The following is a 12,847-nucleotide window of genomic DNA, read 5'->3' on the forward strand; positions in this document are numbered from 1 at the left end:
TTATAGGAGTTTTATTATGACTTTAGGTCCATGGCAAATTTTTTTAATTTTATTAATAATTTTAGTACTTTTTGGCGCAGGTAGATTACCAGATGTTATGAGTGATTTAGGCAAGGGTATTCGTAATTTAAAACAAGAACTGAAAGATAATAAGTTAGCATCAACTGAGGATGAGCCAAATCGTTAGCTAGGGTTGTGGAATTTTTTATTGCGTAGATTATTCTTGATATAATTTGTCACATAGGTTTTATAGCCATTAACTTTTTATATTTATGTATATCATGGATCCTTTATTTTGTGGTAGAGGGTGTGTTGTTATTTTTCAGGTTTTTTAATATGCATTTATTGTGAATCTGTATAAAATTAGCTAATGTTTGTGCATATATTTACGCAGATTGTTTGGCTATTGAGTGCTAGGGAGGTGGCATGGATATTAATAAGTTAATTAATATGTTTGCAAAATTACCTAATTTTGGTCCATCTTCTTCTAGAAGGATTGTGCTGCATTTACTTCGAAATAAAGAGGAGATAATGTTGCCTTTGGCTTCTGCAATTCAGGATTTGGCATTTCAGACTAAAGAGTGTTCTATGTGTTTTAATATAGATGTAAAATCACCTTGTGGTATCTGTTCTGATTCTAAACGTAATCATCAATTATTATGTATAGTAGAAGAGTTAGGAGATTTGTGGGCATTTGAAAAAGGAAAAATATATCAAGGAGTATACCATGTGTTAGGGGGGACTTTATCTGCAATTTATGGTATAGGGCCTGATCAATTGAATCTAGATAATATTGTAGAAAGGATAAAAAGGTTCGATATAAAAGAAGTAATAATAGGTATAGGTAATACAATGGATGGGCAGGTAACTACTCATTATATAACTCAGATAGTGAAGGGGTTAGGTATTAAAGTGACTAGGTTAGCCTGTGGTATACCTATGGGTGGAGAAATAGATTACTTAGATGAAGGTACTTTAAATGCGGCTTTATCTTCTCGTTATGTTATATCTTAGATAAATAAGTTATAGCTCAAATAATTAAAAGTATTAAGGTAACTGGGTTATCGTGTGATATACCTGATAGGTAATGCTTAAACTAAGGCGCTTTAAGTGCGGTTTTGTCTTCCCATTATGTTATGTCTTAGGTAGATAAGCTTAATATAACTCAATAATTAAAAGTATTAGGGTAACTAGGGTAGCTGTAATATATCTATAATTAGAGAAACAGATTATTTTGGTGAAAGCACTTTGAAATGGATAAGCTTATTTTGAATTAGAATAGCTTGTATATCAAAAAGTTTGTTTGTGTAATTATGTAGAAAACACGAGATTATTCTTTATTGTGTTACTTAAAAGTTAAAATTTGTTTTTTTTAATAAAGTCCTTATATAATGGATCTGTGTTTATAATCTATAAATTTTAGCTATTCCTGTGATAAACAATGTACTAAATTATCTGTAATGTTTTGCATGATTTTGAAGTATGCATTATCTTCTGATGTATTACCTATAGGGTCAAGTACTTGAAATTTTACTTGATATTTTGAAAATAAATTCTTTACTTTATCATTTGGAGATTCAGAAAAAATGCATTTTATTTTATTTTGAGTAATAATTTTTTTTATGTGCATTAGTCTTTTTACACTAATATTTGTGTCATGACTTGAAGAAAGTGCTGCTATAAAATTCAGTCTGAAATATTTTTCGAAATATTGATATGCATCATGAGTCACTATATAAGGTTTTGCTTTTATAGAACTGAGTGTATTACTTATTGTTTCTGCTTGTTGAGTAATTTGTATGAGCGTTAAGTTTGCGTTATTAGTGTATTTTTCTGCATTCTCTGGGTCCGTTTGACATAAAACTAACATTATATGCTTTACTATACTTTTTGCATTTTCTGGATTTAACCAAATGTGTAAATCATTTGATGTTGTGTGGATTTTATAAGAAAAATTAGCATCATATCTTGATGGTAACAGTTCTACTACTTCTGAAAGCCTAACTAACTTTTTGTTATGTATTTTATTTATGAAAGTTTCAAGGTGATCGTCTACATAAAATATAATGTCGCTATCTTGTAATTTCCTTTTGTCTGATGGTTTTAACATGTAGTCATGTATAGACACTGATTCATTGATTAAGAGGATGGGTTTTGTTACACCATTAGTAACAGCATTAACTAGTGAATATATTGGGTTTATGGTTGCTATAATTCTTGGTACAGAATATCCTATAGTAGAGTGTAGTAATGTATAAAAAAATAAGAGAAAGGCTATATGTTTCATAAGTTGTTAAGTAAAAGTAAAATTCTTGCATGTGATGATAAATCAGTCAACGACTATATTATAAATGTGAAAAATCTGTCATTTTTTTATTCTAAAAAAAAAGTGATAGATGATATTAGTTTTCGTGTGAAATTTGGTGAAATTATTACAATTTTAGGACCAAATGGTGGGGGAAAAACGACATTAATTCGTATCTTGGTTGGGATATATAAAAATTATGTAGGCCTTGTGGAATATGCAAAAGATTTTACTATAGGGTATTTACCGCAACATTTTAGTGTTAATTCTCTGATTCCAATGACAGTAGAGTATTTTTTGAATTCTAGTTATACTAATAGAAAAAGGAAGTTAGGAGTTAGTGATGTATTAAAGGATGTTAATATTGAGAGAATATTGGATAGGCAAATGTCAGAAATATCTTATGGAGAGCTACAATTAGTTTTACTTGCAAGGTGTTTGATGTTAAATCCTGATTTAATAATTTTAGATGAGCCTGTAAGTTGTATGGATATTAATGCAAAAGATAGCTTTTATAAGTTAATCAATAAACTAATTTCTATATATCACTTAAGTGTAATCATGACATCTCATGACTTGCATTTTGTAATGTCAAATTCCTATCGTGTTATATGTATTAATAAAAGTGTTTATTGCGAAGGGTCGCCAAATGAAATTGTGAAAAATGAAAAGTTCTTAAAAATGTTTTCATCTTATGCTTAGTATTTTCTCTAGTATAATTTCCTTGCTTAATATATTGAGTATTTTAATAAGGTATAACGTATTACCTTATACCTATTTTTTTGCTAACAGGTCAATTAGAAGAAAATGCAGAGGGGAAAGAATAACTATGGCTTTACAAAAGCTTGGGCCAATTTTTATTAAATTTGGTCAATCTATATCTTCTAGGGCTGACATTATTGGAGAAGAGATAGCAAATAATTTGTTGTGTTTATGTGATAAGTTACCAGCTTTTCCTTATGCAGATGTTGTAAGAATTGTAGAGGAAGATTTTAAATGTAATATAGGTGATGTATTTTGTGAATTTGAGCAAAAGCCAATTGCTGCTGCATCGATTGCGCAGGTGCATAAAGCTAAGGATATTGATGGAAATGTGAGAGCTGTAAAAATTTTGAGACCAAAAATTGAAAAAATTTTTGAAAGAGATATTAAACTAATGTTTTGGCTTGCAAAATTAGCACAGCACTTTAATAAATTCAGAAGATTTCAATTATTACAACTTGTACAAGCGTTTAATGAAATCTGTAAAATGGAAATAGATTTGCGTTTTGAAGCTGCAAATGCTGAGGAATTGAGATCTAATATTCAAGATGATGACGGATGTTATGTACCAGAAGTGGATTGGACTAAGACAACTAGACGTGTCTTAACTTTAGAGTGGGTAGACGCTGTACCAATATATAGTGTTTATAAGTCGAAAAATTGCGAAATATTGGTCAGGAATTTGATATTTTGTTTTTGTAATCAAGTGTATAGGGATAGATTCTTTCATGCAGATATGCATCCTGGTAATCTTATGATAGATACGAAAGGAAGAATTGTAATTATAGATTTTGGTATTGTAGGAAGGTTAGATAAGGCTACCTGCATGTATGTTACGGAAATACTTGTAGGTTTTTTAAAAAGAGATTATCAATATGTCGCGGATATTCATTATAGAGCGGGATATGTTGATGCAAAGTATAGTAGTTTTATTACGGCGTGTCGTGCCATAGGTGAACCTATAGTTGGTAAAAATGCAGAGAATATATCTATTTCAATGTTGTTGACTCAGTTATTTAAAATTACTAGTGATTTTGAAATGAAATTACAGCCTCAGCTTTTTCTATTACAAAAAACTACAGTATTGGTAGAAGGTGTATGTAGGCAATTATGTCCTGAAATTAATATGTGGAAAATAGCTGAATTATGGATTGAAAAATATTCTATTGAGAAAAATAAGTATGTTCAAAAGTTAAAAAAGTCTTATATATGTCAAACTATAAATGATATACCTTCATTTATGAAAAAAGTTGATAAAAGTTTAGATGTAATTAGTAATTATCAAGAACTAAGTAAAGCAGGAACTGGTATTAATAGAGATATTATTTGGGCATTAATAGTTGGAGGTTTAATTATTAAACTAATTATAGGATGATTTATTATATGTGTTGTGTGTAATTATAAGTAAAGTACTTAATAGTAATTGGTATTTTAGTCAATAGTAAGTTGAGATATGATATTGAAGGTATGTTAACTGGTATTAGCTAATGGAATTTTATGTTGTTAGTTATTGAATATGTGAAGTAATTACTGAGTTAAGTTATAAAAAAGATTGATAAAAATCTAGATGTAGTTATCAAGAACTGAGTAAAGCAAAAACTGGTATTAAAAGATATTATCTGGATATTAATAGCTGGAGGTTTAATTATTAAACTAATTATAGGATGATTTATTATATGTATTGTGTGTAATTATAGGCAAAGTACTTAATGATAATCTGGTATTTTATTGATAGTAAGTGATGTTCTGTATTAGTGATATGTGTATTAATTGGCTAGTAGATAATGAGTTTTAAATTGTTTGAATATATTGAGTTGTTGGTGAGTTAAAATAGTTATTTTAAAATTTTATAATAGCAAACATAAAGAAGAAGCCTTAAGGCTATTTTTGTGTAATGAAGGTAATTTTAATGTATTGTCTTGAATCTTTCTAATATGCTTGCTAAAGTAGTCTTTACATTATGTTTCTTTTGATTTCAGTGTATATTGTAACTAAGATCTTGCTTTGGCAGTAACATGAAGTAATAAATGTCTGGGTTTCTGTGTATGTTATTTGCTTTAATTTGTTATTTTGTATTGTTTTCATAGGAATTATCATAATGAGTATCGGATTTGTAATAATTGTTGATAAATTTTGAGGAATATTTCTTAATATTCTAATTAATATTGTTGGATATTTATAATGTGTTTTTATCCTATTTTTAATTGGATTATAGGTGTATTAGTACTTGTTTGTGGTAGTAATTTTCAAATTGCTTATTCTGTAATACATCCATATGTAAGTGAAGATTTGAATTTAAATATTGCGCAAACTGCATTAGCAGCATCAATTCATATGTGGTCTTTTTCTGTGTTTCAACTATTTACTGGGTCAGTATTGGATTATTGTGATGCTAAAAAAGTACTACCAATATCTATTGTAATAACGGCTATAGGTACTTTCTTGTTTTCTTATTCAGATTATACGATTTGTTTTTTTATATCACAGGTTTTTTTAGGATTGGGTGCGTCTTTCGGTTTTGTAGGTGCAGGTTATATTAGCTATAAATTCTTTTCTCCTTTAAAGTCAGGAATAATGTTTGGTCTAGTTCAAACAGTATATAGTTTATCTTCTTTATTAATGGAATATACCTATACATATTTAACTTCATCAGGGTTAGCTTGGAGAGATATAATAAGGTATATAGAATATGCTGAGATTATTGTACTTATTTTAACTTTATTTCTAGGGAATGGTAAAAAATCAATATGTTTAAAAGATAATAGTTTGAGTATAAGCAAGGTTTTATTACAAGTATTTAAACATATTGTTGAAGTAATACGAGTAAAAAATATATGGCTATTTACAATAGTTGGTAGCTTAATGTTTGGAGTTTTTTTATCGATAGCTATATTATGGGGGCAAAAGTTATTGATTGCTATGAATTTAAGTAGCCATTATTCTGGTGTTATACATTCTATAATATGGATAGGTTTTGCTATTGGATGTCCTTTAGTAAATAAGATTTCTAATGCATTGAAAAATAGAAAATATGTATTTATGGGGTTTAGTTTACTACAATGTGTTAGTTTGACTTTATTGCTATATAGTCATAATGTTTACCTTTTGTGCTTTTTAATATTTATTTTTGGGTGTGCATCTGGTGGTCATATGTTAAACTTTTCTATTAGTACAGATGTTGTAGATGAAAGTAAAGTAGGAACTGTTTGTTCAATTATCAATGGATTAATGTGTATTGTAGGTGGTGTGATTATGTTTTTAGTAGGACTTGCACTGGAGTATCAGGATAAATATGATATAGTACATATAAGCTTGTTTATGCCAATACTTATTTTTCTATCATTTGGTGTATTATTTTTTTGTCGTGATACTTTCTCTATGAAATGATGTTTTATGTATTTGAATACAATACTTAAAGTTATTGTAAGGCTATTTTTAATGGAATTCATGCTGTGGTTTGTATGTGTAAGCTTTATATGAAAATTTTGTTTATAGTTTGATATTTTTGATGTAGGAGTCTAGAAAATAAATAATGATAATTTATATGGAATGTGTTGTGGTTTATTAAATTACTTGATTATTGTTTTTTTAGATGTTTTCTAAGTGGAGTTTTCCCGGTTTTAAAGTTTAGTAACAAAGTTTGAAATTATTGATAAATTGCTTAATAAAATTTATTGTAAAATGTAGTGTGTTACTAAATATGCCTCACATAGACTGTAAATAGATGGTTTTCATTTGATATGTGAATTTATGGTGTGTACTGAAGTTATTAAGTTGGTTGATATAGAAAAGGTTTTTAAGTTGAATAAAACTTGGATAGAGTGTTTAAAGTTGTTGATGAGTGTTTGATCAAGCTGTTAATAATCAAGCCATATATTTTTTATTGTAGTTAGATAGTTTTTCTTAAAAATGTAAAAGTGTTATCTTAGTGTGTATTTTAGTGAAGTATTGTTTGTCATTAGTCTCATAACGATCTTATATTTTTTAAATTTTCTAGTGCTATAATGCTTGAAAGTATTGGTTAGTGTATAGGTGTTGAATCTTGCAATGTATAGTGATAAAATATTTTGGTGTGTTAAATAGTAGAATGTTTTTTATAAGTGTATATTTAAGCATATTGAAAGTAGAATTTTTTAATGTTATCACTCAAATAATTATGTGCAAAAGCTGTATTATTACTGCATTTAGCAGACGACACCAGTTAAACTGTTTTGGTGTGCATCTATTATTTTGATAGATGATATGCTGTTATAAAATTGACTTGAATTGTCTGTGTTAATATAACATGATTGCATATATGGGGTTTTACCTATGATTTGATTATCAAATTTTCCTTTTTTACCACTGAACAATACAGAACAAGTTTCTCCAATCATATTTCTATTAAAAGTAAGTTGTTGTTCTCTTAATAGCTTTTGTAATTTAAGAAGACGTGCAGATTTTATTTCTTCTGGTACTTGATTTGGGTACTCTGCACTAGGTGTTCCTGGTCTTGGACTATATTTAAAACTATATGCTTGTGAGAATTTTACTTTTTCTACAAGTTTTATTGTGTTTTCAAAATCTTCTTCTGTTTCTCCTGGAAACCCAACTATAAAATCTGATGAAAAAGCAATGTCAGGGCGTTGTTTTCTTAAGTGATTAATGATATCTATATACTCTTCTGCAGTATGCTTTCTATTCATTTTTTTTAGAATTCTGTTTGACCCAGATTGTACTGGTAAATGAACAAATGGCATTAATTTTGCTTCAATCCTATGTGCTTCATATAAAGATTGGTGCATATCATTTGGATGTGATGTAGTATACCTTATGCGTTCTATATTTGGTATTTTTGCAATGTGTTGGATTAATTGACCTAAATCCCATTCACATCCTTTGTATGTTCCATGATATGCGTTTACATTTTGTCCAATTAGTGTTATTTCTTTTATGCCTGAGTCTGCTAGGACAAGTGCTTCATTGAATATTGCTTCTACTGTCCTTGAGTATTCTTCACCACGTGTGTAAGGTACTACACAGAATGTGCAAAACTTATTACATCCTTCTTGTACTGAAATAAAAGCAGAAGTTTCTTGATTTTTTGTATATTCTTCTACTGGTATTGCGTCGAATTTTGATATTACAGGAAAATCAATATTGATAACTTGTTTTTTTATTCTGTGGGCTTTTACAAGAAGTTCAGGAAGTGTATGTATACTTTGTGGACCTACTACTATATCAACAAATGGACTTCTCTCAAATATTTCTGCTCCTTCAGCTTGTGCTACACATCCAGCAACTACTATAGTTAAGTCTTTATTTTCTTGTATTTTTCTTATTTTACCTAGTTCTGAATATAGCTTTTCAGATGCTTTCTCTCTAATATGACAAGTATTTAATATGACAACATCTGCTTCTGATGGTTCACTTACTACAGTAAAGCCAAGCGGTTTGATGATATTTTCCATAATTAGAGAGTCATAGACGTTCATTTGACAGCCGTATGACTTAATATATAAACCCTTCATTAAGCGTATAGATAAGACTTCTTGTACTCTATTAAGCATATAGTGATTAATGAATCAAAACAATAATTTTTATTCTGTTAAATTGTTGAATGTTTATAAAAAGTTGCTGTGCTTAGTATAGTTATAGCAGATAGCATCACGTATTTGTGTTTTGGTTTATTCAGGGTTTTAATCTACTTCTAATATTTCTGTTTATAGATTACTGAAAACTTATTACTAAAAATTTTCTATATTTGTGTCAGTGTTATGGAAAATAAGATTTTTGTCTGAGATATTGATAGTGAGTAGTTCTTTAAGTGTTTTTCTTGCAGTAGATTATCTATCACTTATTGAATTATGTTTATAAAGTGGTTTCGTAAGCTATTCCTCTACCTATTATATTAGAGTTTTGATATATTCTAATCTTAATTTTTTCTTGTATGAATTTGAAATCTTGTTGTTGTTGTATAACAGAATATATAAATACTGAATTGTCTTTTATTGTAATTGTACGTTTTACTATATTTTGATTGTCTAGGATTTCAATGTCGTAACTTTCAAATTTTTCATCTATAGGTGTAACAATGTCATCTTCCCATTCTCCATTGATACGTGCTCTTCTTACCCAGCTAATTGTTAAGTTGTTGTATATATCACGTTCTCCTTTGACATGTGTTACAGGTAATGGTTTCAGGTTGTTAGCACGATATGTATATATTAATTTTTTGATATAAGGTGTAGATTTTTTGAGTATTACTTTATACATTAATGCTTTGTTTATTGATGATTGATTGGTTTTAAGATAGGGTAGGCTATCTAATAATATAAAAGGTTCTTCTTTTCTATGTTTATCGATGTGTTTCTCTGTGCCAAATCTTCCTCTGAGCATATAATTTAGTTGATATGTGTTTTTTGTAATCTGTGTGACGTTTTGGAATTGTATTATTTCATTTCCAATTAATGCTAGGTTACTGTTGTTATTTTCAAATAGAGATTTGATAGAGTGTAGTTTTCCAGTTTTCAAAAAGATTGTGATTTTGTTTGCTTCATCTGGTATAGCAATTGGTCCTATACCTAAGCTGTATAGCGTAATTCCAGTGGTTGCTTCTGTATCTATAGGTAAAACATCTTTGTAGTGTTCATTTTGATTTTCATATGAATAGAGAATACTTCCTTCCCAATTTCCTTTAATTCTCGTGATTGCGAAATATAATACATTATCTATATTGTTAATACATGGGAGATCAAATATTTGTATAGGAGTTTCTATAGTTTGTTTTTCAGGATTATCATTTAAGTCATTACTATGGATAAAAGAGTGGTTAGTTAATGTGTAATTGTAGGGAATGCCTTCTATATTAATTGACAGGTTATTTATATAGATATTTATAATTTTGATTTTGTATGAGGTGTTGTTGTATTGTACTTGTATGACATCATTAATATCAAGCCAAACGTATTTTATTGGTAAAGCAAGAAAAAAGCTGTATTTATTATTTGATTTTTTGTTTAAAATATTTTCTGCTATGGTTTTTGCTTGGTGATCACTTAAGACAACTGGAACTTGAATAGTTTGTGTTATTGTATTTTGTAAGTTATGTGTTTTGACTCGCTGTGAGCTTATATTGTATTCATTGTTTTTGTTAATGTACATAAAGTTAATACTATTCACTAGATTAAATGGCTTTGTTTTCGTAAGTTTTTGTGTATTGTTTTTATTGTTAGTTAAAATGTCATCTGATGGTATATTGTGTTGTATTAGTTGATTTTCCTGAATGATTGATAACTTGTTATCTTGTTCTACTATTTCAAAATCATATAAGTCTTTTAATGAGTTAAGTATGGATTTTGCACTTTGTATATCAGTAATTACATATCCATCTATTTCGTTGTGTAAGTTTTGTATATTTATTTGATTATTTTCTAATCCTATGTTTTTTAATAAATCATAGATTATATTAGATATTTCAAGCAGTGATAGTTTCTCTTGTATCCAATGGCCTATTTGCCAATTTTTAGCATCTTTCCAGATGTTTTGTAATTGAGGGAAATAGGGGTATGGCCTTATATCCCATCCCCAAAGAAACATTTGTTCTACTATGTTAGAGTTATTCCATGCTTTAATAGTACCACTTATTGCAATTTTTTGTGCTCGAAAGTCTACATGTCCTTTTGAAAAGATTGGCTTTTTGTTATATTGATGGTCTATAAATATGCTAGGTTGACTTGTACAGTTATCTATACTTTGGAATCCATATTGTGTAAACCATATTTTTTTTGATTTTGGAATCCAAGAGGTGATGGTATTGTCTGGATTAATGTGGTATTGATTCCACCATTTTTCTATATTTTTCCAAGAATATTGGTTATTACTTTCAGTGTATGGTATTTTACCTTGTTTTTTTTCTGGATCAGTAAAAAAGTAATCGTATCCTTCTCCTGAATGCCATCCATTTATGATATCTTGTTCTGTAAATCCATTTGTAGGTTGAGGAGTATCAGTAAGTGGGAAGTATGCATTTATTCCTATTACATCAATATCTTTTGATGACCAAAGTGTATCCATATTATAATGTCCATTATGGGAATGGTATTCTCTCCAATCTGCTGCATATGTTACAATAGTATTATTACCCATTTTATTTTTTACATAATTTGCTAACTTTGTAAGTTCTTCTACTGCTGGATAATGGTTATGATTATTTTTTATTCTTGTTAACCCAATAAGCCCTGAACCAATTATAAAAGCATCTATTATATCTTTAGTTAAGTCACAGTAGTGCTTAATGAATGGGTTGTATTGTTTGCTAAAAAAAATGTTTACATGTTCTACATCTCCTGTCAAATTACCTATCCAGTGATTGTCTTGAATATCTGTTAATAGCATAGGATATAATAGTACTTTATAACCTCTTGTTTTTAGTTCATTGATATATCTAACTAAAGATTTATCGTTAGTTGTACCTACACTGTATAGAGTATAGGAGAGTTGCCTTGCTGATGCTCTATTTATTCCTGCGACATTCCAATTATCAGGCGTTGTAATAGCATTAAATTTGAATTCAACAGCTGGATAAATATTGCAATCTTTAATATTTAAGCTATCTGTGTACCAATTTACGATTACAGATATCCACTGTACATTTGGTAAAGTTTCTTGTAATTGATCTAATGAGATTAAAGCATCTGCTTTTTTTTGTTTACTATGATTGTTAATTTTTTGTGCCTCTCCGTAAGGGATGTACTGATTTCCAATCTTCTGTTGAAGAACTTTCATTTGTATTTTTGTATCATACGCAAATTCCCCAGATCCTGGTATAATATGTATACTTTTAATTTTGTGTGTTATATGGTCTTGGTAAGTATCATTGAAAGGATGTGCTGTTACTTCAAATGTGAAATTGGGTATTTTATATTCTATTAGAGGAAAATTCTCTATGACTATGTATGAAAGACCACGATATGCTGGTGTATCACCCATTAATTTTAGCATTAGTGGATCAGGCTCTTGATCTTCTGCACCTTGATAAAATCTGTATTTTAATGTATTTAAGTCTAATAATTGTGAATTAGCCCATATTTTTGAGATTTTTTTTACATACCCTTTGCATATTGCTATAGCTAAGTTTGTAGAGTATTTGTATTGTGTAGAGCTGTGAGTAATAGGTTTTTTGTTTGGATTATTTGTAATTACTATCTCTTCATCTGTAGTGATTTTAATTTTGTCCATCCATATTATATTTCCTGCTATACGCATACTTCCATATAACATAGGTATCATTTTGCCATATGTAGATGTTTGAATTTTTAAATGATTGATTTTTGGTATGTGTTTAGCTTGGGTATTCTTACCTAAGATATGAGTTTGTATATCTTGATTTGTGATATTACTTAACTCTGATGAGAGCAATGTTGCTATAGATTCTTTGATTGTATTAATAATAGTTGATAATATAGTTGATGACATAGGTGTAACTCCCGAAAAAACTCGAAAAAATATTTTTTAAGTACGTAATATTGGTAGTGTGAAAAGCAGATTTAGTTGTTTTCATAATTTTATTAACAGAAATTTATTGTTGGTATTGCTTTATAATATACCTGTAGAGGGTAAGTATTCATTTTTTTGTATCAATGTAATTGATAGTTTTGATTTACAGAAATACCAGTATTAAGTATTTGATTGTTTTAAAAACTTTCTAACAGTTTATTTCATGAGTAAATTTAATTTTACTATGCATATGATCTATTTTCTTAGCCTTGAGTTTATATCATTATTACGCACCAGTGTTTT

8 protein-coding genes are annotated in these 12,847 nt (G+C 28.6%); 5 read left to right on the forward strand and 3 right to left on the reverse strand.

Translation table 11 applies throughout. The annotated features are described in order from the left end of the window. Window positions 1-16: 16 nt before the first annotated feature. A complete protein-coding gene (tatA, locus tag DRF75_RS01275) occupies window positions 17-187 on the forward strand; it encodes a twin-arginine translocase TatA (RefSeq protein WP_045170598.1) in 171 nt (56 codons plus the stop codon). A gap of 239 nt (window positions 188-426) precedes the next feature. After that, the gene (gene recR / locus DRF75_RS01280; RefSeq protein WP_045170599.1) at window positions 427-1,014 is read left to right on the forward strand and encodes a recombination mediator RecR; all 588 of its coding nucleotides are present in this window, start codon (window positions 427-429) and stop codon (window positions 1,012-1,014) included. Window positions 1,015-1,423: 409 nt separating this feature from the next. Here the strand turns inward: recR and DRF75_RS01285 are convergent, their stop codons facing one another. After that, window positions 1,424-2,287: a zinc ABC transporter substrate-binding protein gene (locus tag DRF75_RS01285; RefSeq protein WP_045170600.1), complete on the reverse strand. Its 864-nt coding sequence runs from the start codon at window positions 2,285-2,287 to the stop codon at window positions 1,424-1,426. Here DRF75_RS01285 and DRF75_RS01290 point away from each other — a divergent pair. The 3 genes from DRF75_RS01290 to DRF75_RS01300 all read left to right on the forward strand — a co-directional run bounded on the left by DRF75_RS01290 (window position 2,279) and on the right by DRF75_RS01300 (window position 6,454). Further along, entirely contained in the window at window positions 2,279-3,007 is a 729-nt protein-coding gene (locus DRF75_RS01290; protein WP_045170601.1) for a metal ABC transporter ATP-binding protein, read from the forward strand. The genes DRF75_RS01285 and DRF75_RS01290 overlap by 9 nt on opposite strands. Next, window positions 3,000-4,442, forward strand: coding sequence for a 2-polyprenylphenol 6-hydroxylase (gene ubiB / locus DRF75_RS01295; RefSeq protein WP_045170602.1), 1,443 nt, complete (start codon window positions 3,000-3,002; stop codon window positions 4,440-4,442). Before DRF75_RS01290 ends, ubiB begins: the two co-directional genes overlap by 8 nt. A gap of 806 nt (window positions 4,443-5,248) precedes the next feature. Further along, window positions 5,249-6,454 (forward strand): MFS transporter, encoded by a 1,206-nt coding sequence (locus tag DRF75_RS01300; RefSeq protein WP_129992527.1) that lies wholly within the window; start codon window positions 5,249-5,251, stop codon window positions 6,452-6,454. A 797-nt stretch (window positions 6,455-7,251) separates the two neighbouring features. Here DRF75_RS01300 and miaB read toward each other — a convergent pair. Beyond that, complete coding sequence (miaB, locus tag DRF75_RS01305; RefSeq protein ID WP_045170608.1) at window positions 7,252-8,577, reverse strand: tRNA (N6-isopentenyl adenosine(37)-C2)-methylthiotransferase MiaB; 1,326 nt, start codon at window positions 8,575-8,577, stop codon at window positions 7,252-7,254. 340 nt (window positions 8,578-8,917) lie between these two features. Beyond that, window positions 8,918-12,523 (reverse strand): glycoside hydrolase/phage tail family protein, encoded by a 3,606-nt coding sequence (locus DRF75_RS01310; protein ID WP_129992528.1) that lies wholly within the window; start codon window positions 12,521-12,523, stop codon window positions 8,918-8,920. Window positions 12,524-12,847: the final 324 nt, after the last annotated feature.

This window comes from Ehrlichia minasensis (assembly GCF_004181775.1).
In the GTDB taxonomy this organism is placed as follows: Bacteria; Pseudomonadota; Alphaproteobacteria; order Rickettsiales; family Anaplasmataceae; genus Ehrlichia; species Ehrlichia minasensis.

Bases quoted from the DNA above. Each gene is read 5' to 3' on its own strand.
- ubiB (WP_045170602.1), top strand. From the start codon at position 3,000: ATGCTTAGTATTTTCTCTAGTATAATTTCCTTGCTTAATATATTGAGT.
- DRF75_RS01310 (WP_129992528.1), bottom strand. From the start codon at position 12,523: ATGTCATCAACTATATTATCAACTATTATTAATACAATCAAAGAATCT.
- DRF75_RS01300 (WP_129992527.1), top strand. From the start codon at position 5,249: ATGTGTTTTTATCCTATTTTTAATTGGATTATAGGTGTATTAGTACTT.
- DRF75_RS01290 (WP_045170601.1), top strand. From the start codon at position 2,279: ATGTTTCATAAGTTGTTAAGTAAAAGTAAAATTCTTGCATGTGATGAT.
- miaB (WP_045170608.1), bottom strand. From the start codon at position 8,577: ATGAAGGGTTTATATATTAAGTCATACGGCTGTCAAATGAACGTCTAT.
- recR (WP_045170599.1), top strand. From the start codon at position 427: ATGGATATTAATAAGTTAATTAATATGTTTGCAAAATTACCTAATTTT.
- tatA (WP_045170598.1), top strand. From the start codon at position 17: ATGACTTTAGGTCCATGGCAAATTTTTTTAATTTTATTAATAATTTTA.
- DRF75_RS01285 (WP_045170600.1), bottom strand. From the start codon at position 2,287: ATGAAACATATAGCCTTTCTCTTATTTTTTTATACATTACTACACTCT.